Genomic DNA, 23,146 nt, shown 5'->3' with positions numbered 1-23,146 from the left:
CCGTGCCGCCGTCGGTCGCGGCGGTCGGCCCGGCCGGTCGCGCGGTCCGCTCACCGATCGCCCTGGCCGCCCGCGCCAGGGCCCGTGCCTCCCCCGCGGACGGTCCGCCGTCGGCCTCGTCCGCTACGGCGACGACTCCCGCGTCGGCGGAGACCTCCGCCGCGCTCCCCCACGAAACGTCCACCCCGTTCTCCTCGCACGTAACCGATCCCTGCCGGAACATCGCCACCCCCGCGGCCGTGAACGGCGCCCCGGGGGCGGTCGCGGCCCGCGCCGCGACCGCGCCCGACGGCGCACTCGAACCTGCATCCGTGCCGGCACGCGCGCTCAACCGCGTGCCTCGTGCTGGGCCGCCGGCCCCCGTATCGACCCCGGCGCCCGGGCCGGTGCGCGCGCCCCCACGCCCACCGGCCGTCTCGGGGAGCGCCCGCGCCGCGTCGGACGCGGACGCTCCCCGCTCGTGCGCGTGCGTCACGCGCTCACCTCGCGGCAGGCGCGGTAGAAGTCCTTCCAGCCGTCGCGCTCGCGCACGACCGTCTCCACGTACTCCTGCCAGATCACCCGGTCGGCGGCCGGGTCGCGGACGACGGCGCCCAGGATGCCCGCCGCCACGTCGTCCGCGCGCAGCACGCCGTCGCCGAAGTGCGCGGCCAGCGCCAGGCCACCGGTGACCACCGAGATCGCCTCGGCCGTGGACAACGTGCCCGACGGCGACTTGAGCTTGGTCCGGCCGTCGCTGGTCATCCCGGAGCGCAGCTCGCGGAAGACGGTGACCACGCGCCTGATCTCCGCTATGGCCTCGGGCGTGGACGGCAGGTCGAGCGACGTGCCGAGCTGGTCGACGCGGCGGGCGACGATCTCGACCTCCTCCTCGGGCGTGGCGGGCAGCGGCAGCACCACGGTGTTGAACCGGCGGCGCAGGGCGCTGGACAGCTCGTTGACGCCCCGGTCCCGGTCGTTGGCCGTGGCGATCAGGTTGAACCCGCGCACCGCCTGCACCTCGGCGCCCAACTCCGGGATGGGCAGCGTCTTCTCCGACAGGACGGTGATCAGCGTGTCCTGCACGTCGGCCGGGATGCGGGTCAGCTCCTCCACGCGCGCGGTCATGCCGTCGGCCATGGCCCGCATCACCGGGCTGGGCACCAGGGCGTCCCGGCTCGGCCCGTGGGCCAGGAGCTGGGCGTAGTTCCAGCCGTACCTGATGGCCTCCTCCGAGGTGCCAGCCGTGCCCTGCACCAGCAGGGTCGAGTCGCCGCTCACCGCCGCCGCCAGGTGCTCCGACACCCAGGTCTTGGCGGTGCCCGGCACGCCGAGCAGCAGCAGCGCCCGGTCCGTGGCCAGCGTCGTCACGGCGACCTCGACGATGCGGCGCGGTCCCACGTACTTCGGAGTGATCACGGTGCCGTCCGGCAGGGTGCCGCCCAGCAGGTACGTGGCCACGGCCCAGGGCGAGAGCCGCCAGTTGGTCGGTCGCGGCCGGTCGTCGGCCGCGGCGAGGGCGGCCAACTCCCCGGCGAACGCGTCCTCGGCGTGCGGTCGGAGCGCCTCCGGACGCTCCTCGCTCTGCGGTGCGGCGTCGGCGGTCGCGGTGGCTTCCGACGCGGCCCGCGCGGTGTCCGACACGGTGTTCGCGGTTCCAGACACGGTCACAAATCCCCCTCTTCACCTGCCCGTCCGGCTGCTTCGGCCGGGGACGTCATCCACCATGCACCACCCCTCTGACAATCCCGCTCGGGCTGGGGAAACAGCAGGTCAGCGCGATTGTCAGTGGGGTGGCCTAGCGTCGTGGACATGAATTGGCAGGGGGAACGATGGACGGCGGAACAGGTGCTCGCGCTGGCTCCTGACGCCGCGTCACAGAAGGCGGGCGGCAAGCTGTCGTCGCCCGCGCCGTGGTCGGGCACCGGCGTGCGCGACGGGGCGTTGTGGGGGCTGTGCTCGGGCAGCGGCAGCAAGCCGTACCAGACCGTGATCGACCTCTCGGGCCCGGCGTACCGGTGCAGTTGCCCGAGCCGCAAGTTTCCGTGCAAGCACGCGCTGGGCCTGCTGTTGCTCTGGGCCACCGGGGAGCCGATGCCCGACGCCGAGGCGCCACCGTGGGCCGCGGAGTGGCTGACCGGCCGGCGCGAGCGCGCGGAGCGCGAGGCGGCCTCGTACGCCGGCGCGCGGGGGGCGGGCGACGGCGAGGGGGCGGCCGGGGCCGGTGACGACGGGGCGGCGGCGCGGCGCCGCGCGGAGCGGATCGAGCAGCGCGAGCGACGCGTCGCCGCGGGCGCGACCGAGTTGGAGCAGCGGCTGACCGACCTCGTGCGGGACGGCCTGGCCGGCGCGGACCGCTCCGGATACGCGCAGTGGGAGGAGACGGCCGCCCGCATGGTCGACGCCCAGGCCCCGGGCCTCGCGGCGCGGGTGCGGGAACTGGGGGCGATCACCACGTCGGGGGCCGGCTGGCCGTCTCGCCTGCTGGAGGAGTGCGCTCTCCTGCACCTGCTCAGCGAGGGATTCCAGCGCGTGGCCGACCTCCCCGCCCCGCTGGCCGCCACGGCCCGCACGCGGGTCGGGCTGACCACGGACACGGCGGAGCTGCTGGCCACGGCGGAGCCGGTCCGCGACGACTGGTTGGTGCTCGGCCGGCAGGACAGCGACGACGGCAAGCTGACCACCCGGCGGATCTGGCTGCGCGGCGAGCGCACGGGCCGGATGGCCCTGCTGCTCTCCTTCGGCGCCGCCGGCCGCGCCCCCGAACTGGCCCTCCCGGTCGGCCTGGTGCTCGACGCGGACCTCGCGTACTACCCGGCCGCCCGCCCCTTGCGCGCCGCCATCGGCCGGCGTTACGGGACGACGAACGGCGGCGGCACACCCGCCCCCGCCACCCTGTCGGAACCCGAACTGGCGGCTGCCGTCGCCCCGGCCCGGTCCGCCGGCGCGGACCCGGACTCCGCGGCGCACGCCGGCGCCACGCGCGCGGCCGACGCAGCCGCGCAGGCCCCGCCCGGCGTGGATGTCGCCACCGCCCTGGCCGCGTACGGCACCGCGCTGCGGGACGACCCCTGGCTCGACGCCTGGCCCGTGGTCCTCTCCCAGGTCGTCCCAGTGCCGGACGCGGCGACCCTGGAGGCCCTCGCCGGCGCGGGCGCTCCGCGCGGCGGGCAGCGGGGCGGCGGGGCGGACCCCACCGGATCAGCGGCCCGGACCGGCGACGACGGCTGGCAACTCGCCGACGCGGACGGGGAACTCGCCCTGCCCGTCGACCCGCGCTGTACGAGCAACCTGTGGCAGCTCACCGCGATATCCGGCGGCGCCCCCCTCACGGTCTTCGGCGAGTGCGGGCACCGCGGCTTCGTGCCGCTGACCGCCTGGAACGGCGCGCCGGTCGCGCTCACCTCCGGCGCCCGCCGCACCGGACCGTGACGCCACGGACCGCGCCACACCCTCGCCACGCGGGCGCCTCACCACGTGCGCGCCGCGTTAGGCGTGCGCCCCGTTACGGGCGCACGCGCAACCGGTACGTGGCCACGCCACACAGCCACCACTCCCACCCCGTCAGCCCGCCCGCCGTGGCCGACGCGCCCGGGCGACACCACACCAGAGCCGCCCCGCGCGCCGACGCCCGGCGCGCCGACGGACCGACGCACCGACCGGACGCCCCGGCGGGCGCGCGGCCAGCACCTCGCGTCGCCGAACCACTGCCGAACCACTGCCGAACCGGGTGACCGGCCGACCTGCCGCACCCGCCGCCCCACCTTCCCTGGAGGCACACCGTGACGTTGACCGACACCTCGGCTGCCCCGCCGGCGCCCGAGGGCGTACGCCCCGTGGCCGACTGGGGCGACCTGCTGGCCGCCGCGCTCCTCGGCACCGACCGGCGCACGCCGCCGGTGGCCGCGCGGCCGGGCCAGGACCCCGCGGCGGCACTCCTGGAAGCCGCCGCGATCAGTACCGTGCGGCGCCGGGCGGGGCTGCGTCCCGCCGCCGCGCGGCGCGGCCCCGCCCCGGCGCCCGCCGACCCGCGGCCGGGTCTGCCGCCCGCGGCCCGCGTGCGGCTGGCCATGCTGCTCACCGAGCGCGCCAGCTCCGGGGGCAGCGGCTCGCGGACCGCACCCGACCTGGCGGAACTGCTGCCGCAGTGGCTCTCCGCCGCCAATCGACACGGCTACCGGGCGCCCTCGGCCCTGCTCCCCGCCCTGCTCGACGCGGCCCGCGCGCGCACCGACCTGCGCCCGGCCGCGCTCACCCTCGCGGGCCCGCGAGCGCTGTGGCTGGCGCGGCTCAACCCGGACTGGAAGTTCGCCCTGCGCGGCGGCGCACCAGCCGGCGCGTCCGATCCCGCGGCCCCCGGTGCCGCGCTGGACGCGGCGGCGACCCAGCGCGTCTGGGAGGAGGGGCTGTTCGCCGAGCGGGTGGCGTTGCTGGCCTCGCTGCGCCGCCGGGACCCGGCCGCGGCGCTGGCCCTCCTCTCCAGCACGTGGGGCACCGAGCGCGCCGAGGACCGGTTGATGTTCCTCGACTCGTTGCGCGAGGGCCTCTCGCAGGCCGACGAGCCCTTCGTGGAGCAGGCCCTGTCCGACCGCAGCCGCAATGTGCGCTCCACCGCGGCCGAACTGCTCGCGGCACTACCCGGCTCCGCGCTCGCCGCGCGGATGGCCGCCCGCTCGACGGCCTGCGTCACCCTGCGCGAGGACGCGGGCCACCCCGTACTGGCCGTGGCACCGCCCGCGAGCTGCGACAGCGAGATGGAGCGCGACGGCGTCATCGCCAAGCCGCCGTCGGGGCGCGGAGAACGCGCCTGGTGGTTGGGCCAGTTGGTGGAGGCGACCCCGCTCGACGCCTGGCTCGAGCGGTTCGGCGGGCGCACGCCCGCGCAGATCCTCGCCCTGCCGGTCACCGACGACTGGCAGGCCGAGTTGCACGCGGCCTGGGGCCGTGCCGCCGTGCGACAGCGGAACGCCGACTGGGCCCGCGCCCTGCTCAACACCCCGGAGACCGACCCGTCGGCGCCGCTCACCGGCCCGCCCGCCCCCGCGCCCCAGGGCGGCGGGCACCCGGGCGGCGGGCAGGGAGGCGCCGGCGTTCGACCGGGAGGCGCGCCCGCCGGTGGCGCCCGCGCGGCGCAGGCGGCGCTCGGCGGTCACCTGTCCCCGACGGCCGCCGGCCCGTCCTGGCGCGATCCGGCCAAGTTGTTGGCGGTGCTGCCGGCGGCGGAGCGGGCCGCGTGGGTGGCGGAGTTCATCGCGGTGCACGGCTTGTCCGACGCGTTCCGGCTGCTCGGCGTCTGTACGGTGCCGTGGGCCGAACCGCTGGGCCGCGCGGTGGTGGACGCCCTCGACATCGCCCGCGACGCGGGCAGTTACCCCTGGAGCTTCAGCGGGGTGATGGGCCTTGCCGAGCGGTGCCTCGACCCGGCGCTGGCCGATCGGCTTGAGGTGCTGACCGCGATAGCGGAGGAACCCCGCGACGGCGCACCGGGGGCGATCGGCTACTGGTCGGAGGCGTTCCAACGGCTGGTCGGCACGTTGCGGCTACGCGCCACCATGCAGGCGGAACTGGCCGCCACGCCGGACCAACCGGCCGTCGCACCAGGCCCGGGAGATGCGGAGGGGACGGGAGGGACGAAGGCCACCGAGCGTTAGGCAGTGACGGGGGACCGGAGGCTGGTCCACGGCGCCGGACCGCACCGAACGCCCTGCGGGCGGTCGCGCCCGGCGCCGGCCGGTCAGCCTCACGGCCGCGTACGTGCGCACGCCGGGGCCCCTGCCCCTGCCGTCACCTACGGGGGTTGCCCCCGTACGCCCCCACTCCATCTCCATGCCGCACGCGACGGACGAGCGGCTGCCGGCCACCGGCCGCCGCCGGGGGCGGGGCCGATGGACGCGGGGGCCGGTGGGCGGGGGGGTTACGCCTCCGCGGGGTGCCGCACGTTGGCGCGCACCCATGCCACGACGTCCGTGGTCGGGGCGCCGGGGGTGAAGATCGCGGCCACGCCCTGTTCCTTCAGCGGGGCGATGTCCGCCTCGGGGATGATGCCGCCGCCGAACACCTTGATGTCCTCGGCCTCGCGCTCGCGCAGCAGTTCAAGAACCTTGGCGAAGAGCGTCATGTGCGCGCCGGAGAGGATGGACAGGCCGATGGCGTCGGCGTCCTCCTGGATCGCGGTGTCCACGACCTGCTCCGGAGTCTGGTGCAGCCCGGTGTAGATGACCTCCATACCGGCGTCCCGCAGCGCACGCGCGATGACCTTCGCCCCGCGATCATGGCCGTCGAGCCCCGGCTTGGCCACCACCACGCGGATCGGACCGGTCACTCCCATCACTGCCTCCATGCCTTTATGGATTCCTGGCCGTCTGCTCCCGCAGGCGGCCAGCACGTGCCACGCACGACTGCCGTCACTGGCCATAGGTGTGAACGAACGTTATCGCCAGCATCCCGCACCCGGCCGTTTCCCGGTGAAGAGGGAGGGGGAAATCACACGTGGACACCACGTACGCTACGCGCCGCCTCCGCGGCGAGCTCGCGGGACGACCGGGTAAGCCATCGTGAAGTCGCCGTACCCTGCGCCGTCAGCCGCCCGGCGCAGGGTACTGCCCACACCGGCCGGCTCCCCCGACCCCGCTCGCCACCGCCCCCCGCCTCACCGCGCGCCCCACACGCCACCGCGCGGCTCACCCGCCACGGCCACCGCCCAGCACACCGCGAGCCGCGCACCCGGCACCCGGCACCCGGCACCCGGCACAAGTTTGGCCACCCGCGCGGCAATTGCGGCTTACGCGACGCCATCCTCACCTGCCCGCCCCGCCTCGCCCCCACCTGGGCCGCACGGCGAGCGGCACCCGGCAACCCAGCACAACCGGCGCGCCCCGGAGCGACACCAGAGGCGACAACGCGACGGACCACGCCATCTCGCGGCCCGACGCCGACGCCAGCGCCGCCGCCATCACCACGACGGCCCGACGGGCGCCACCCCTCAGAGTCGGCACACGCAGCGCTCCCCAGAGCCCCCTCTCAGAGGGCCCGTAGACGCTCGGGATGTGGATTCGGTTGCGCGATCATGGCGAAATTTATCGAACAGATATCGAACACACGGCCAAGTAATGCCGATCGACGCGCCGAAAGGCGACCAAATGCCCGTTCTCGTCGAGCCAGAAACCTGTGGAAGATTGTCGGCGTCGCATACCGCCGGGTACAGTCGCCGCTAATTCTCCTGCTGTCGAGGCGAAAGAGAAGTTGGTGGTGAACAACCGTCACCCGTCGGGGAACCCAGACCCGGCGGCCCATATTCCCGATGCCTCATCAGCGCATTACGGGTCGTATGACCAGCAGAGCGCACAGCACGGCTATTCCGGGTACGACGGTTACGCCACCGGTACCTTCGACCAGTTCGCCACCGGTTACGGCGAAGCCGACGGAGCCAGCGACCCCTCGTACGGCGCGCTCCCCGACGGCTCGGACGGTGGACGGCAGCAGCACGCCGCGCACGACGCCTATGACGCCGGCTACGACGGGCAGTCGTCCGGCTCCTACGACGCCGGGCAGTGGAACGCCGCGTACGACGATCAGTCGAACGGCTATGGCACCGGCAGCTACGAGACCACGGCCAACTGGGCGGCCGCAACCGGTTATCCGCAGCCCGCCGATGGGCCGTTCACCGGCGCGGACGCCGACTCCTCCGGTCAGTGGGACGCCAGCGCCTGGGGGGGCGCGGGGCAGCCTGACGCGGCGCGGTTGGACACCGGTCAGTTCGAGGTCGGCCCGTACGACACCGGGCAGTTCGCGACCGGGCCGTTCGTCGCCGGGCCCGCGGATACCGGCCAGTTGGACGGCGGGCCCTTCGCCGCCGACACCTTCGCCACCGGCACCTTCGACGTCGGCCCCTTCGCCGACCAGGCGGCGGGCCAGGCGACGGACCAGGCGTACGGCACCGGGCAGTTCGACTCCGGGCAGTTCGACGCCGCGCAGTGGAACACCGGCGCCTTCGACGGCGCCCCGCGCGAGGCCGGGCATCACGAGACCGGGCAGCACGACACCGGCCAGTGGGAGACCGAAGGGCACGGGTCCGGTCCGTACGGCAGCATCCAGTGGGATACCGGCTCCTTCCAGGTTTCGGACGCCGCCGGCGACGTGGCCCGTGGCGCGGCGCTGGACCTGCCGGGCGAGGCGCACGCCGGCGCGCCAGGGCAGTACGACGAGAACGGCGCCTGGAACACCGGCTCCTTCGCGACGACCCTCGCCGGTGTTCCCGACTACGAGCAGCCGTACCCCGGGGCGGAGTCGGTCGACGAGGAACACACCAGGGCCCACGAGCGGGCGCACGACCCGGCGCCCGAGGCGGAACCTGAACGTACGGCCGCCTTCCCGGCCTTGTCCGAGGCCGATCTCGACGCCCCGTACGACCTCGACGCCGCCCCCGGCGACGCGTCCTCCCCCCACCCCTCCGGCCCCTCGGCCCCCTCCCTCGCGGAACCCGGCACCCGCGCAGCCCGACGTCGGCAGCAGCCCGAGGCCGCGGTCGCCACCGCCCCGCCCGCGCGCCGGGACGGCGGCCGTGGCCGGCGCCGGCCGGCCACGCGCTCGCGACGTTCCGCGCTGCTGACCGTCGCCGTACCGTCCGTCGCCGTCATGGGCGTCGCGGCGGTGGCCGCCGCGTCCGTCAGCGGTGTGGGCAGCGACGGCGACAAGAAGGACGAGTCGACCACGCAGGCCGCTCCCGACCGCCCGATGGTGCAGCCCACCGCCGCCAACAGCAAGCTGGACACCCAGCTCGCCGGGCTCACCGAGAAGGCCGACAACTTCGCCAACCGCGCCAGCCGCACCCAGGAGCGCATCGATCTCAAGGCGCGGCAGGCCGCGGAGAAGAGGCGCAAGGCGGAGGAGGCCGCGCGCAAGGAGGCCATGCGTCCCAAGTACGCGCTCCCGGTGCAGCAGCACGGACTCAGCGCGCAGTACGGGCAGGCGGGCATCAACTGGATGTCGGTGCACACCGGCATCGACTTCCCCGTCGACTACGGCACGCCCGTCATGGCCGCCACCGACGGCACGGTGCGGACGCAGTTCAACACCGCCTACGGGAACATGGCGATAGTGACGTCGCCCGATGGCACCGAGACCTGGTACTGCCACCTGGGCAGCACGAAGGTGCGTACCGGATCGGTGCAGGCAGGCGACACCATTGGTTACTCGGGCGACTCCGGCAACTCCACCGGCCCGCACCTGCACTTCGAGGTGCGCCCCGGCGGCGGTTCGGCCATCGACCCGCTGCCCTGGCTGCGCGGGCACGGACTCGACCCCACCTGACAGCGCGCCGCCGGCGGCGCCTCGCTCGCGCGCCGGCCGGCGGTGACAGCGCGACCCACGGCATGCCCCGCGCGGCCGGGCTGGGCGCACGCCCCTCAAGCCCGCCGCGCCGGGCGCTCGCCCCCCGCCGCGAACACCCCACAACCGCGCGAGCGCTCCACATCCGCTCGCATACCGGGCCACCCGAGCGCGCACACCGAGCCGTCAGAGCGTCGGCCCCGACGCGCGGTGGGCCCGCGCGCCGGGGCGTACGACTACAGCTTCTCCACCGGCGCGTACCGCAGCAGCAGCCGCTTGGGCTTCTCCTCGCCGAAGTCGATCGTGGCCTCGGCCGCGTCGCCGCTGCCCTTGACCCCCACGACCGTGCCCAGGCCGAACGAGTCGTGCGTGACCCGGTCGCCCACGGCCAGCGAGACCACCGGTCGGTCCTTGACCCGGCGGGTGGCGAAGGCGTTGCTGGTGCCCCGGCCGCCGCCCGAGCGTGACGACGCGGACAGCGACGAGGAGAGCGAGGAGGCCACCTGGCTCATCGAGGCGGACGGCGTCGCCGGGCCCGTGCGCTTCCAGGTCAGGTACTGGTCGGGGATCTCGTCGAGGAACCGGGACGGCGGGTTGTACGCGGGTTGGCCCCAGGCGCTGCGCATGGTGGAGCGGGTGAGGTAGAGCCGCTCGCGGGCGCGCGTGATGCCCACGTACGCCAGGCGGCGCTCCTCCTCCAACTCCTTGACCTGGCCGAGCGCCCGCATGTGCGGGAAGACCCCGTCCTCCAGGCCGGTCAGGAAGACCACCGGGAACTCCAGGCCCTTCGCGGTGTGCAGGGTCATCAGCGTGATCACGCCGGTGCCCTCCGCGTCCTCGTCGGGGATCTGGTCGGAGTCGGCGACCAGTGCCACCTTCTCCAGGAAGTCGGCCAGCGTGCCGGTCGTGGCCCCGGCACCGGCGGCCGCCACGTCCTCGGGCCCCGCGACAGCGGGCTGCGTCGCGCCCGGCGCCGCCACGGCGTCCTGCTCGGCCGGTCCGCCACCGGCCCCCGCGTTCGCGCCCGCCCCGGCCTCGGCGCCCTGGGCCACCACGCCCTGGGCCACCGCGGCGGCCGCCGCCTCCTCGACCGCGGCCACGGTCGCCGCGGTCTCGCCCGCGCCGGTGTCGCCGGCGTCCGCGGCCGGCCGCGCCTCGGCGTCCACCGGCTCGCCCGATGTCACGCCGCGCTCCTGCTCGAACTCCAGCGCCACCGCCGCGAGTTCCTGGAGGTTCTCCACCCGGGTCTCGTCCTGCGGGTCGGTGGAGGCCTGGAGTTCGGCGAGGTAGCCCGTGCGCTCGAGGACCGCCTCAAGCACCGTGGCCGGTCCGACGCCGGACTCCACGATGGTGCGCAGATCCTCAAGGAGCACGTTGAAGCGCTTGACCGCGTTGACGGAGCGCGCGGCCATGCCGTACGCCTCGTCGACCCGGCGCAGCGCCTGGGCGAAGGAGATGCGCTCGCGCTGGGCGAGCGCGTCGATCATCGCCTCGGCGCGCTCGCCGATGCCGCGCTTGGGGACGTTGAGGATGCGCCGCAGCGGCACCGTGTCCTCGGGGTTCGCGAGCACGCGCAGGTACGCGAGTATGTCGCGGACCTCCTTGCGCTCGTAGAAGCGGACGCCGCCGACGACCTTGTACGGCAGGCCGACGCGGATGAAGACCTCTTCGAAGACGCGGGACTGCGCGTTGGTCCGGTAGAAGACGGCCACGTCGCCGGCGCGGGCGTCGCCCGCGTCGGTGAGCCGGTCGATCTCGTCCGCGACGAACTGCGCCTCGTCGTGCTCGGTGTCGGCCACGTACCCGGTGATGGTGGCGCCGGCGCCGGCGTCCGTCCACAGGTTCTTCGGGCGGCGGTTCTCGTTGCGCTCGATGACGGCGTTGGCCGCGCTGAGGATGGTCTGCGTGGAACGGTAGTTCTGCTCCAGCAGGATCGTCGTCGCGTTCGGGTAGTCCTCCTCGAACTGGAGGATGTTGCGGATGGTCGCGCCACGGAACGCGTAGATCGACTGGTCAGCGTCGCCCACCACGCACAGTTCGGCCGCGGACTCGGCCGGCCCGACCAGCTCGCGCACCAGCGTGTACTGCGCGTGGTTGGTGTCCTGGTACTCGTCCACCAGCACGTGCCGGAACCGGCGGCGGTAGTGCTCCGAGACGTCCGGGAACGCCTGGAGCAGGTGCACCGTGGTCATGATGATGTCGTCAAAGTCGAGGGCGTTGGCCTCGCGCAGCCTGGCCTGGTACATCGTGTACGCCTCGGCCAGCGTCTTCTCGAAGCCGCCACCGGAACCCGCGCCGTCGCCGCCCACCTGCGCCGCGTAGGTCTCCTCGTCGATGAGCTCGTTCTTGAGGTTGGAGATCTTGGCGCTGAAGGACTTGGGCGGGAACCGCTTCGGGTCCAGGTCCAGGTCGCGGCAGACCAGGGCCATCAGCCGCTTGGAGTCGGCCGCGTCGTAGATCGAGAACGAGGACGTGAAGCCGAGCTTCTTGGACTCGCGGCGCAGGATGCGCACGCAGGCGCTGTGGAACGTCGACACCCACATGGCGTTCGCGCGCTGGCCCACGAGGTCCGTGACGCGCTCCTTCATCTCGCCCGCGGCCTTGTTCGTGAACGTGATCGCCAGGATCTCGCCAGGGTGCGCGCGGCGGGCGCCCAGCAGATGCGCGATGCGGTGGGTGAGCACCCGGGTCTTGCCCGAGCCGGCGCCGGCGACGATGAGCAGCGGCGATCCGGCGTGCACGACGGCGGCCCGCTGCTGCTCGTTCATCCCCTCAAGCAGCGCGGCCGGGTCCACGGCCGGGCGCGGCGCGCCGTTGCGGTAGTACGCCTCGCGCTCGCCGTACGGCTCCGGCTCCTCGCCGTACGCGTCGGACCCCGCGCGGCCGGCGCGCTCGCCGAAGCCGGCGGCCGGCCCCGGCCCCGCGCTCGGGGCGAGGTCCCAGCCCTCGAACAGGTCGTGCGGAACCTGCTCCGGGGCCTGGCCCGCGGGCACCGTCGGGTCACCCGGGGCGTCCTCGGGGATCTCCTGCTCCTCGGGCGGGGGCTCGCCGCCCGACCGGGCAAGATCCGCCAGGAAGTCGTCGTCAAAGAGGCTGCTCATCGCGAACCGAGTCTAGGCGGCACCACTGACAACCCGCACCGCCCTTCCCCCGACCCCTTCCCGACATGTCGAACACCAGCCTTCCCAGCCACCCGGGCCGTTGGCTACGGTGCCTGGTCATGGCGGCCCGTACCCCCGTCGGCGAAAGCGTCGGCAACGGGCGGCCCGCGCCGAGTCCGGCCCTGTCAGGCGGCCGGAGCCGGGGACCCACCGTTCCCCGCGCCTTACGGGAGTCTCCCGGAGGCGGGGGGAAGTACCACCGGGGTGAATCGGACCGCATCCCCATGTGCGGACCGTAGGGCATTCCCTTCCCTCCCCGTGCGCTCGGTGACGCCCGTCCCCGAGCCGCGCGGAGCGCCCGAACCCGACAGCTAACCCGGTAGGCGGTCCACGGAAGGAGTCGCCTCCCTTGGCGTCACACCGCAGGTCGCGGTACCGGCTGGACGTGTCGTCCGGTCGTCGTACCGTCGCCGGCCTCACCACGGCCGCGCTCGCCTCCCTCGCCCTCCTCGTCCAGCTCGCGCCGTCGGCCACCGCCGTACCGCGCGAGCCGCGCCCCTCGGTCGAGGAGGTGCGGCAGCGGGTCGACGCGCTGTACCGCGAGGCCGGCAGCGCCACCCAGGCGTACAACGGGGCCAAGGAGCGCACGGACGCGCAGCAGGCCCGGGTGGACGAACTGCTCGGGGACGTCGCCGAGCACACCGAGCGAGTCAACGAGGCGCGCCGCAAGCTGGGGACCTTCGCGGCGGCCCAGTACCGCACCGGCAGCGCCCACTCGACCGCGACGCTGCTCCTGGCCGCCGACTCCCAGCGTCTCTTCGACCAGTCGCACCTGCTGGCCCGGATGACCAGTCGGCAGCAGCGGGCACTGGCGGACTACGAGGCCCGGCGGGCGACGGCGGCCACCCAGCGCGGCAAGGCGGCGCGGAGCCTGGCCTCCCTCACCGCCGCCCAGGACGACCTGCGGGCCAAGAAGAAGTCCGTACAGACCAAGCTGGCCGAGGCCCGCAAGCTGCTGTCCAGATTGACCGCCGAGGAGAAGGCCAGGCTGGCGGAGCTGGAGCGCAGGAAGCAGGCCGAGGCCGAGCGCAAGGCCAAGGAGTTGGCCCGCGAGCAGGCCGAGAAGGAGCGCGCGGAGCGGGAGCGGCGCGAGCGGGAACAGCGGGAGCGTGAGCAGCGCGAGAACGCCGGCGACACGGGCGGCGACAGCGGCGACGGAAGCGGCCAGGGCGGGGCCGCGGGCCGCGGCGACGGCTCGGGCGACATCGGCCCGAGCGACCCCGCTTCCCCGGCCGACACGGCGAAGGCGCAACAGGCCATCGACTTCGCGCGGGCACAGCTCGGCAAGCCGTACGTGTGGGGCGCGACCGGCCCCAACGCGTACGACTGCTCCGGGCTGACGCAGGGCGCGTGGAAGGCCGCCGGGGTGACCCTGCCGCGCACCACCTGGGACCAGGTCAAGGTCGGCCAACGCATAGCCACCACCGACCTCGCCCCCGGTGACCTGGTCTTCTTCTTCGACGACATCAGCCATGTCGGCCTCTACGTCGGCGAGGGCAAGATGATCCACGCGCCGAGGCCCGGGGCCAACGTGCGGGTCGAGTCGATCTACACGATGCCGCTGTACGGGAACGTGCGGCCGGCCTGACCCGCCGGGCCCCCGCCCCCACGGAGCGGGCCCGCCTCCCCTGGCGCGGGGGCGGGCCCGCTCGCCGGTGGGGGCGGTTTCCGCTGGCTGCTGGCCGCTGGCGGGAGGGTGCGGCGTACGCCGGGGGTGGGCGAGGGTGGCGAAGACGGTGCCGGTCACGGCCTCGCGGGGAGGGGCGGCGTCCGTCGGGCCGCTGGCGGGAGGACCGCTGGCGGGAGGACCGCTGGACCGCTGGACCGCTGGACCGCTGAGCGAACGGGCGCGGGGACCAAGGGCACCCCCAAAGACGAATCGCAGATGCGTATTCCATAGAATCGCGGCGTGCGACTGACCAAGGCCACCGATCTGGCGCTCCGCGTCGCCATGCGCCTCGCGGTGCTCGACGCGGAGAGCGCGCCGACCACTCGCGAGGTGGCCGACGCCGTCGCCGTGCCGTACAGCCATGCCGCGAAGGCCGTCACCCGGCTGCGCCACCTCGGCGTGGTCGAGGCCCGGCGCGGCCGGGGCGGCGGGCTGGCGCTGACCTCGACCGGGCGCGCCGCGTCGCTCGGCTGGCTGGTACGCGAGCTTGAGGGGGCGGGTGACGTGGTGGGCTGCGAGGACGACCCGCCCTGCCCGCTGCGCACGGCGTGCCGGCTGCGCAGCGCGCTACGCCAGGCACAGGAATCCTTCTACGCCACGCTCGACCCGATCACCATCGCCGACCTCGTCTCCGCCCCGACCGGCCCCGTCCTGCTGGGCCTCACACCCCGTCCCACCTAGCACCCGAACACCACCCGCCACCTGATCACCACCCGCCGCGCCCACCGCGCACCGCGCGGGCCGCGGCCAAGCCCGCCCGCGCCTCACCGTGGCCACCTCGCGCCACCCCGCCCGAGGCCCCACGCCCACGTCGCCTCTCCCCGCTCCCCCCTGACCGGCCCTCGCGCCGGAATCCCCGCAATCCCTTCCGCGAACACCCTCGACCAAAAAGACGAATCTCAGAATCTGATTTGGAGTAGCCATGCTGTCCGAAAAGTCGGCCGTCGCGGTCCGTGCCACGCTGCCCGCCGTGCACGGCGCGCTCGACGAGATCGCCGCACGCTTCTACGACCGGCTGTTCGCGGCCCACCCCGCGCTGCTGCGCGACCTGTTCAACCGTGGCAACCAGGCCAACGGGACGCAGCGGCAGGCGCTCGCCGGCGCGCTCGCGGCGTTCGCGACGACGCTGGTCGGGCCATCGCCCACCGCGCCCGACGAACTGCTGGGTCGCATCGCCCACAAGCACGCCTCGCTCGGCGTCACCCGCGACCAGTACGACATCGTGCACACCCACCTGTTCGCGGCCATCGCCGAGGTGCTGGGCGAGGCCGTCACGGAGGAGGTGGCCGCGGCCTGGGACGAGGTCTACTGGCTGCTCGCCGACTCACTGATCGCCGCGGAGGGCCGGCTGTACGCGGCGGCCGGCGTGGCCGAGGGCGACGTGTGGCGGGAGTACCGGGTACTGGAGCGCACGCCGGAGGCGGACGGCGTGGTGAGCTTCCTGGTCCGGCCCGCCGACGGCACGCCGCCCCCGCCGTCCCGCCCCGGCCAGTACGTCTCCGTGCAGGTCGAACTGGAGGACGGGGCCCGCCAGATACGCCAGTACAGCGTGAGCGCGGCCCGCCCCGAGGGGTTGCGCCTCACGGTCAAGGCCGCCGCCGGCGAGGGCGAAGGCGCGCCGGACGGCGCGGTCTCCACACATCTGCACGCCCGCGTACGCGCCGGCGACACGCTGCGCGTCAGCCTGCCGTTCGGCGACGTGACGCTCGACGCGCGCGACGACGGGCCCCTCCTGCTGGTCTCCGCCGGCATCGGCTGCACGCCGCTGATCGGCATGCTCGACCACCTGCTGACCACCGGCGCGGCGCGCCCCGTGGTCGCCGTGCACGGCGACCGCGCCGAGCGCACCCACGCCTTCCGTGAGGAACTCGACGCGCTGGTCCGGAAGTTGCCGGATGCCGTCGCCCACGTCTGGTACGAGGAGCCGGCCGGCCCCTGGCCGGCCGACCGCACCGGGCGCGTCGACCTGTCCGCCGTCCCACTGCCCAACCTCCCCCGCACCACCGCCTACCTGTGCGGCCCCCTCCCCTTCGTCCACGCGACCCGCGCCCAACTCCGTGCCCTCGGCCTGCCCGCCGACCGCATCCACTACGAGGTCTTCGGCCCCGACCTGTGGCGGGGCGAGGGGTAGGGGGAGGGAGGAGGGCGTAACCGAGTCGGGAGCGGCGGAAGGGAGCGGGGCGGCGCGTGGGATGGAGCGCGTGGGGCGGGGGCGGCGCGTGGGGCGGGGCGCGTGGGGCGGGGGCGGCGCTCGGGGTACAACCGCTGGGGCGGGGAGTGCCGCCACGGCCACGCCCCGCCCCGGCACGCCCAAGGTCGGGCCCGGCCGCCCGAGGTTGAGCCGGTTCGCCCCGGCGTAGGTTTGAATCGTGGCGCCAGCCGGCCTCGGCTCACGCGAACAGGCGGTACGACGGTGGACTACGCACGCATGCGGGAGATCGGCGAAGAACTCGCACGGCATGCCCCCGATCCTCTCGTCGGCTACGAGATCTTCGGGGATCGAATCGTGTTGATGACGTCCCCCGGACGGCCACACGAGTTCATCGCGTGGCTGATTCTCGAGCAACTGGCAGAGCAGTTGCGGGAAACCTCTCCGCGGCTGGTCGCCCACACCGGCGGGGAGGTCGCAGACCCCACCATCGGCAGGCTGCGGAGGCCGGACGTGCTCGTGGTGCCGTACGACGTCCTCACCGAGCGGACCATGAACCCCTTCGAACCGGCGGACGTGGCGCTCGTCGCCGAGATCGTCTCCCCGTCCAGCCACACCAGCGACTACCTGGACAAGATGGCGGAGTACCCGGCGATGGGCATTCCGCTCTACCTCCTCGTCGATCCCCGCGAGGGCACCGTGGCCGCGCTCTCCGACCCCGGTCGCGGGCCCGACGGACCGCGCTACCGCACGCGCGGCGACTACGTCTTCGGTGACATCGTCACCGTGGGCAGTTGGACCGTGGACACGACCGACTTCCGCACGTACCCGTAGCGGCGCTGAGCGCCCCACCTCCGGGCAGCCCGCTCCCCCTCGACCCCCGGCAGGTGACGCGGCACGCCCCGCGAACCAGCCGGCCCGCCGCCCGCGAGCCACGCTCCCCGAACGCATAACACCAGGAGGGGGGCGTATGAACTTCGTGTATACACGACTTGTACAGTGCTCGGCATGCTCTCTGAACCTGCCATATCCGGCGCGCCCGACACCGTTGTCTCCGCCTCCCTCGAGGAGGCCAACGCGCCGACCCCCGATGCGTCCGCCGGCGGGCGGCGCCCCCGGAGCCGGCGACGGGCGCGGGCGATGGGTACGGCCGTGGCCGCGGCCGGCGCGCTGTCCCTCGCGCTCGTGCTGAGCGGTTGTTCGTCGGATCAGACCGACACGACATCGCCGGCGTCCGCGCGCTCCAAGGCCGGCGACGGCGCCAAGGGGAAGCAGGGATCGGTGGACTGCGCGGCGGCCAAGTGCATCGCGCTGACCTTCGACGCCGGCCCCGGCAAGGACACCGGGCGACTCCTGGACACGCTGAAGGACAAGAAGGTCCCCGCGACCTTCTTCCTGCTCGGCAAGAACCACGTGAAGAAGCACCCCGATCTGGTACGCCGGATCGCGACGGAGGGCCACGAGGTGGCCAACCACACCTGGTCGCACCCCCGGTTGACCGACCTCGAACCCGACGAGGCCCGCAAGGAACTGGCGCTCACCCAGGACGCGATAGAGGAGATAACGGGGCACAAGCCGACCCTCATGCGCCCGCCGCAGGGCCGCACCAACAAGGACGTCTCCAAGGTCAGCAAGGAGCTGGGCCTCTCCCAGGTGCTGTGGAGCGTGACCGCCAAGGACTACTCCACGACGGACTCCGCGCTGATCAAGAAGCGGGTCCTGGACCAGGCCGACCGGGACGGCATCATCCTGCTGCACGACATCTACGACGGCACGGTGCCCGCCGTACCCGGCATCATCGACGCCCTGCACAAGCGCGGCTTCACCTTCGTGACGGTGCCCCAGCTCATGGCCCCGGCCGTGCCCGAGCCCGGTGAGGTCTACCGCCCCTGAGCGGAGTTCACCGCCCCCGAGGGCACCCGTGAGAGCACCCGCCCACGCCACCCCAGGGGCCCGGCCCCGGGCCCTCCGCCGCCGGAGCACGCCCCGGGCCCCGCTACGGCGGGCCCCCGCGCGAGGCACACCCGGTGGGGCTCTCCCGTCGGAACACCGGATGCGGGCCGCGGCCACGGTGGGGCCGGCAACCGGGCCGGCGTACCGGCGGCGCGGCCGGGGCCGGAGAGGGCGGGGGGCCCGGAGGGGCGGGGCTCGCTCGCTCAGACCAGTCGGCGCGCGGTGGCCCAGCGGGTCAGCTCGTGCCGGTTGGAGAGCTGGAGCTTGCGCAACACCGCGGAGACGTGGGACTCGACCGTCTTCACGGAGATGAACAACTGCTTGGCTATCTCCTTGTACGCGTAACCGCGCGCGATCAGCCGCAGCACCTCGCGCTCGCGCTGGGTCAGCCGGTCCAGGTCCTCGTCCACCGGCGGCGCGTCCGTGGAGGCGAAGGCGTCGAGGACGAAGCCCGCGAGCCGCGGCGAGAACACCGCGTCGCCGTCCCGCACCCGGAAGATCGCGGCGACCAGGTCAGTGCCGGTGATGGTCTTGGTGACGTACCCGCGGGCGCCGCCCCTGATGACGCCGATGACGTCGTCGGCCGCGTCGGAGACCGACAGGGCAAGGAAGCGCACCGGGTTCGAGGCGTCGCCCATCAACGCGGCGCTGCGCCGCAGCACCTCGACGCCGCCGCCCCCGGGCAGGTGCACGTCGAGCAGCACCACCTCGGGGCGGGTGGCGGCGATGACGCTGACGGCCTGGTCCACGTCGGCCGCCTCGCCCACCACCTCCACGCCCGTACGCTCGGTCGCCCCGATCTCGGCCTGCACGCCCGTACGGAACATCCGGTGGTCGTCCACCAGCACGACCCGGACGTGCCGCTCGGCCCCCGTCGCGCCCTCCGTGCCGCCACCGCCTCCGGTGCCCGTCACGCCTTCGGTCATGTCGCGACCCTCTCCATCTCAAGTTCCACTTCGGTGCCCCCGTCCGGCGCGGAGCGCAGCCGCGCCGTGCCGCCGTTGCGCTGCATTCTGCCGATGATCGACTCGCGTACGCCCATCCGGTCGTCCGGCACCGCGTCCAGATCGAAGCCCGGGCCCCGGTCCCGCACGGACACGAAGACCGTACGCCCCTCCACTTCGGCGAAGACCTGCACGGCACCGCCCTCGCCACCGTACTTGGCCGCGTTGACCATCGCCTCGCGCGCGGCCTGCATCTGCGCCACCAGCCGGTCGTCCAGCGGGCAGTCGCCGACGCACACCACCTCGACGGGCACGCCGTGGTAGTCCTCGACCTCCGCCGCAGTGCTCTTGACCGCGTCCGCGAGCGTCGCCGGCTCGTCGGCCTCCTCCTTCCCCCGGCCCTCGGGCCGGTTCAGCCAGGCGCGCAGCTCGCGCTCCTGGGCCCGGGCCAGCCGGGTGACCTCGCGCGCGTCCTCGGCGTTGCGCTGGATCAGGGTGAGCGTGTGCAGTACCGAGTCGTGCACGTGGGCGGCGACCTCCGCGCGCTCCTGGGCCCGGATGCGCATCAACCGCTCCTCGGACAGGTCCTGAGCCATGCGCACCAGGTACGGCCCCGCGAGCAGGGCTATGCCCACGAGGACGGCGAGCGCCGCCTGGAGCACGGCGCCCAGGTGTCGGGCCGAGCCCTGCATCACGACGATGCCCGTCACGCCGGCGCTGACCAACACGACGCCCGCCGCGCCGCGCGCGATCGGCAGCAGCCGCTTGCGGCGGCTGAGCTCCACCCACTGCGCCCGCCGCGCGTTGTCAGCCTGCCGCCACACCAGCGCCACGCCCGCGCCGATCAGCAGCAGCGGCCAGACGTAGGCGTTGGCCCGGCCGAGTTGGAAGCTGCTGACGAAGATGGCCATCCCCGCCACGACCGCGATCAGGGCGAATATCTGGCCCTTGTCCGGCTTACGGGCCAGCAGCCTGCGCTTGCCGTCCCGGCCCGTGACTGCCGCGGGTCGCGGGGCCTCCACGCCACCGACGCCGAGCGGCACCACGAACCAGAACAGGGCGTAGAGCAGGACGCCGAACCCCTCGGCCATGAGGAGCGCGAGGAACACGATGCGGACCCAGGAGACCGGCAGCCCGAGGTGGCCGGCCAGGCCCCGGGCGACGCCACCCAGCATCCGGCCCTCGGCGCTGCGGTACAGCTTGCGCAGGGGCGGCTCGGTGGGGGGCGCTGCGGTGGTCATGTCCTGATCGTCACACGAGCACCGAGTCCCGGACATCAGGGGCTGACCCTGATCCCGTACACCGGAACCCGGAGGCTCACCTAGGGGCGCTCGTCAGGGCCTCCCGCGCGCCCCCTCCGACCTGCACCGATCGGGACCCGCCCAGACCGCCGCCGGGCCGCCACAGCCCGCCCACCGGGGACCAGCGACCGTCCACCGCCGACCCTCGGCCGCCCGCCGGCGCCCAGCGACCAGCGACCAGCGACCAGCGACCAGCGACCAGCGACCAGCGACCAGCCAAACAATAGGGACGGCGACGACGGCGACGGTCAGGAGCCGGTGCCGGCCGCCGTGCCCTGTGCCCTCTTGACGTCGTCGGCCGTGTGGAAGCTGTCCTTGATGACGTCGAAGATGGGCCGGTATTCCGACCACTGCTCGCTCGGCCCCGACACGTAGATGGCGTACTCCTCCTTGCCCACCTCGCCGAAGCCGAGATCGATGCCGCGGAACTCCCTGGCCTTGCCACGGAAGGAGAACTCCCAGATGGCGGCGGGGTCGCCGCGGAACGTCGTGCGCTGCATGCGCAGCCGCTTGAGCGTGGGCTCGCGCTCGCGCCACTGCGCCTCGATGTCCTCGAAGTGCTCCAGGTGGTCGGAGCTGGCGAAGTCCAGCACGTTGATCTTGATGCCGACCTTGCCGGTGGGGTCCACGTAGTCGACCTGCTCGCCGGTGCCCGACTTGCGCGTCCAACCGTCCGGAACCGGGAACGAGACGCCCAGGTCCTTCTCGTGCACCAAGTGGTAACCGGCCGGCACCGGGGACGGCTTGGGCTTCGGCGCGCCGGGCTTCGCCGGGACCGCTCCGTCGCTGCCGGGCCGCTGCGACGCGCTCTGCCGCGCGCTGGTCCGCGCGCCGCCGTCGTCCTTGTCGCTCGACGCCAGATAGACGACCACGGCACCGGCGCCGGACGCGATCAGCCCCACGGCCACCGCGCCCCACAGCGTCGCCCGCCCACGCCGCCGCCCGCCCGCACCACCCGCCCCGTCCGGCACGCCGATCGAGGTGGGCGCGGTGTGCGAGGGCGAGCTGCCCGCCGACGCGTGACCGGTGTGTGGGTGCGCGCCCGGCGCCTGCCCTACCGACGCGTGACCTACGGGCGTGGAACGGCTCTGCGCGTGTGGGTGAGGCTGCTGCGGGGGCGTCGCGTGCTGGAGGGACTGCACGGGCTGATGCGACTGTCGCGGTTGCTGCGACTGACTGGCTTGGGGCGGCTGATTCGGCTGGTGGGACTGCTGCGGCTGGTGTGCCTGAGGCGGCCGGTTCGACTGCCGTGTTTGCCGTAGTTGCTGGGTCTGTTGGGGCTGGTTCGGCTGCTGCGGTGTGTCGGTCGACTGGCGATCGGCCCGCACGCGGGTGGGAACGGTACCGACGTCCGAGTGCGGCCCGCCCGGGTTGGGCGTGTGGGGGTGGGCCGGATCGGGGGTGGTGTCACGTGAGGGGTGCGCGGTGGTGCCCGACGTCGCCCCGGAGGCCGTGTTCGCGGTGCCGGCCGGTGCCGTCCCGGGGGTCGGTGCCGGCTCGGTGGCCGCCACGTCGCCGTTGATCCGGGTCGGTGCCGTGGCCGGCGTGGGATTCACTGTGGTGTCTGGGACGGCTGGTACCACGGCGTCAGGTGTGGCGCGCGCGGCCGCGTCAGGTGTGCTGCGTGCGGCCGCGTCGGGTGTGGCGCGCGCGGCGTCCCGTTCGGGCAGCAGCGACGACCGCATCAGCTCCGTCTCGGCCTCGGCGGCGGCGGCCCGCAGCGTCCACTCCACCGTCTCCGCCGACGGCCGCGCGTCCGGGTCCTTGTCGAGCAGGGCCTCGACGAGCGGCGCGAGGACGCCGGCGTGGCGCAGCGGCGGCAGCTCGTCCACGGCGATCGCGTACGCCGTCTCGAACGCGGTGTCCTTACGGAACGGAGGCCGCCCCTCCACCGCCTGGTAGAGCGTCGCGCCCAGCGCCCACAGGTCGGACGCGGGGCCCGGCTTGCCGCCCTTGACGCGCTCGGGGGCCACGTAGTCGATGGAGCCGACGAGTTCGCCGGTCTTGGTCAGGGTCGAGGTGCCGGAGGCGACGGCTATGCCGAAGTCGGTGAGCACCACCCGGCCGTCGCCGAGCGGGCCGTGGCCCACGGCGCGGTGTCCGCCGCTGGCCGCGCGGTCGCCGGGATCACCGTCGGTGTGGTGGCCGGGGCCGTGGCTGCCGCCGGTGCCCAGGAGTACGTTGCCCGGCTTGACGTCCCGGTGCAGCACGCCCGCCGCGTGCGCGGCCCGCAGGGCGGCGATCATGCCGCGGCCGATCCTGGCGGCCTCCTCGGGCTCGATGCGTCCCTTGCGCTTGAGCACGTCGGCGAGGGTCGTGGAGGGCACGTACTCCATCACGATGCACGGCACGCCGCGGTCGTCCACGACGTCGTGCACCACGACCACGTTGGGATGGGCGATGCGCGCGGCGCTCTGCGCCTCGCGCCGCGTCCGCTCGTACAGCGTGGCCAGCTCGTCGTCGGCCAGGTGCGGTGAGATGTGCAACTGCTTGATGGCGACCTGACGGCCCAGCAGTTCGTCGGCGGCTCTCCACACGGTGCCCATGCCGCCCCGGCCGATCCGCTCCACCAGCCGGTACCGCTTGGCGACCAACCGCCCCTCGTCCGACACCGCACACCCCTCTACTTCCCCCGGCACCGTTCGAACGGCCACGATAGCCGC

General features: G+C 74.2%; 13 protein-coding genes, 1 pseudogene and 1 riboswitch. Of the genes and pseudogenes, 8 read left to right on the top strand and 6 right to left on the bottom strand.

Annotated features, from left to right (window positions below):
* Positions 1 to 471 precede the first annotated feature (471 nt).
* Positions 472 to 1,623 (bottom strand): AAA family ATPase, encoded by a 1,152-nt coding sequence (locus tag OYE22_RS20405; RefSeq protein ID WP_277324230.1) that lies wholly within the window; start codon positions 1,621 to 1,623, stop codon positions 472 to 474.
* A 168-nt stretch (positions 1,624 to 1,791) separates the two neighbouring features.
* Between OYE22_RS20405 and OYE22_RS20400 the strand changes: the two genes are divergently transcribed.
* Together OYE22_RS20400 and OYE22_RS20395 are read left to right on the top strand one after the other, a co-directional pair.
* Positions 1,792 to 3,411 (top strand): SWIM zinc finger family protein, encoded by a 1,620-nt coding sequence (locus tag OYE22_RS20400; protein ID WP_277321758.1) that lies wholly within the window; start codon positions 1,792 to 1,794, stop codon positions 3,409 to 3,411.
* A gap of 404 nt (positions 3,412 to 3,815) precedes the next feature.
* Positions 3,816 to 5,630: a DUF5691 domain-containing protein gene (locus OYE22_RS20395; protein ID WP_277324229.1), complete on the top strand. Its 1,815-nt coding sequence runs from the start codon at positions 3,816 to 3,818 to the stop codon at positions 5,628 to 5,630.
* Between the two features lie 263 nt (positions 5,631 to 5,893).
* Here OYE22_RS20395 and OYE22_RS20390 read toward each other — a convergent pair whose 3' ends face one another.
* Entirely contained in the window at positions 5,894 to 6,307 is a 414-nt protein-coding gene (locus OYE22_RS20390) for a cobalamin B12-binding domain-containing protein (RefSeq protein ID WP_176162124.1), read from the bottom strand.
* 917 nt (positions 6,308 to 7,224) lie between these two features.
* Here OYE22_RS20390 and OYE22_RS20385 point away from each other — a divergent pair.
* On the top strand, positions 7,225 to 9,288 hold the full coding sequence (locus OYE22_RS20385; RefSeq protein ID WP_277321757.1) for a peptidoglycan DD-metalloendopeptidase family protein: 2,064 nt from the start codon (positions 7,225 to 7,227) through the stop codon (positions 9,286 to 9,288).
* A gap of 254 nt (positions 9,289 to 9,542) precedes the next feature.
* Here the strand turns inward: OYE22_RS20385 and OYE22_RS20380 are convergent, their stop codons facing one another.
* Positions 9,543 to 12,407 carry an ATP-dependent DNA helicase gene (locus OYE22_RS20380; RefSeq protein ID WP_277321756.1) on the bottom strand — a complete coding sequence of 955 codons (2,865 nt, stop codon included), beginning with the start codon at positions 12,405 to 12,407 and terminating at the stop codon, positions 9,543 to 9,545.
* Between the two features lie 158 nt (positions 12,408 to 12,565).
* A riboswitch (cyclic di-AMP (ydaO/yuaA leader) is annotated at positions 12,566 to 12,809 on the top strand.
* 7 nt (positions 12,810 to 12,816) lie between these two features.
* Between OYE22_RS20380 and OYE22_RS20375 the strand changes: the two genes are divergently transcribed.
* The 5 genes from OYE22_RS20375 to OYE22_RS20355 all read left to right on the top strand — a co-directional run bounded on the left by OYE22_RS20375 (position 12,817) and on the right by OYE22_RS20355 (position 18,178).
* Positions 12,817 to 14,055 carry a C40 family peptidase gene (locus OYE22_RS20375; protein ID WP_277321755.1) on the top strand — a complete coding sequence of 413 codons (1,239 nt, stop codon included), beginning with the start codon at positions 12,817 to 12,819 and terminating at the stop codon, positions 14,053 to 14,055.
* 321 nt (positions 14,056 to 14,376) lie between these two features.
* Positions 14,377 to 14,817 carry an Rrf2 family transcriptional regulator gene (locus OYE22_RS20370; protein WP_277321754.1) on the top strand — a complete coding sequence of 147 codons (441 nt, stop codon included), beginning with the start codon at positions 14,377 to 14,379 and terminating at the stop codon, positions 14,815 to 14,817.
* A 241-nt stretch (positions 14,818 to 15,058) separates the two neighbouring features.
* Positions 15,059 to 16,267 (top strand): globin domain-containing protein, encoded by a 1,209-nt coding sequence (locus tag OYE22_RS20365; protein WP_277321753.1) that lies wholly within the window; start codon positions 15,059 to 15,061, stop codon positions 16,265 to 16,267.
* A gap of 282 nt (positions 16,268 to 16,549) precedes the next feature.
* Positions 16,550 to 17,119, top strand: coding sequence for a Uma2 family endonuclease (locus OYE22_RS20360; protein ID WP_277321752.1), 570 nt, complete (start codon positions 16,550 to 16,552; stop codon positions 17,117 to 17,119).
* Between the two features lie 306 nt (positions 17,120 to 17,425).
* Positions 17,426 to 18,178 carry a polysaccharide deacetylase family protein gene (locus OYE22_RS20355; protein WP_277324228.1) on the top strand — a complete coding sequence of 251 codons (753 nt, stop codon included), beginning with the start codon at positions 17,426 to 17,428 and terminating at the stop codon, positions 18,176 to 18,178.
* A gap of 263 nt (positions 18,179 to 18,441) precedes the next feature.
* Here OYE22_RS20355 and OYE22_RS20350 read toward each other — a convergent pair whose 3' ends face one another.
* From OYE22_RS20350 to OYE22_RS20340, 3 genes and pseudogenes are all read right to left on the bottom strand, one after another.
* Entirely contained in the window at positions 18,442 to 19,164 is a 723-nt protein-coding gene (locus OYE22_RS20350) for a response regulator transcription factor (protein ID WP_277321750.1), read from the bottom strand.
* Complete coding sequence (locus tag OYE22_RS20345; protein WP_277321749.1) at positions 19,161 to 20,423, bottom strand: ATP-binding protein; 1,263 nt, start codon at positions 20,421 to 20,423, stop codon at positions 19,161 to 19,163. Before OYE22_RS20345 ends, OYE22_RS20350 begins: the two co-directional genes overlap by 4 nt.
* A 1,787-nt stretch (positions 20,424 to 22,210) precedes the next feature.
* Positions 22,211 to 23,095 (bottom strand): annotated as a pseudogene (locus OYE22_RS20340) (serine/threonine-protein kinase); the annotation flags it as partial.
* Positions 23,096 to 23,146 lie beyond the last annotated feature (51 nt).

This window comes from Streptomyces sp. 71268 (assembly GCF_029392895.1).
Lineage (GTDB): Bacteria > Actinomycetota > Actinomycetes > Streptomycetales > Streptomycetaceae > Streptomyces.
Note: the sequence above shows the minus strand (reverse complement) of the source record. Positions and strands in the feature narration are given on the sequence as shown.

Bases quoted from the DNA above. Each gene is read 5' to 3' on its own strand.
- OYE22_RS20345 (WP_277321749.1), bottom strand. From the start codon at position 20,423: ATGACCACCGCAGCGCCCCCCACCGAGCCGCCCCTGCGCAAGCTGTAC.
- OYE22_RS20355 (WP_277324228.1), top strand. From the start codon at position 17,426: ATGGGTACGGCCGTGGCCGCGGCCGGCGCGCTGTCCCTCGCGCTCGTG.
- OYE22_RS20390 (WP_176162124.1), bottom strand. From the start codon at position 6,307: ATGGGAGTGACCGGTCCGATCCGCGTGGTGGTGGCCAAGCCGGGGCTC.
- OYE22_RS20400 (WP_277321758.1), top strand. From the start codon at position 1,792: ATGAATTGGCAGGGGGAACGATGGACGGCGGAACAGGTGCTCGCGCTG.
- OYE22_RS20380 (WP_277321756.1), bottom strand. From the start codon at position 12,407: ATGAGCAGCCTCTTTGACGACGACTTCCTGGCGGATCTTGCCCGGTCG.
- OYE22_RS20350 (WP_277321750.1), bottom strand. From the start codon at position 19,164: ATGACCGAAGGCGTGACGGGCACCGGAGGCGGTGGCGGCACGGAGGGC.
- OYE22_RS20365 (WP_277321753.1), top strand. From the start codon at position 15,059: ATGCTGTCCGAAAAGTCGGCCGTCGCGGTCCGTGCCACGCTGCCCGCC.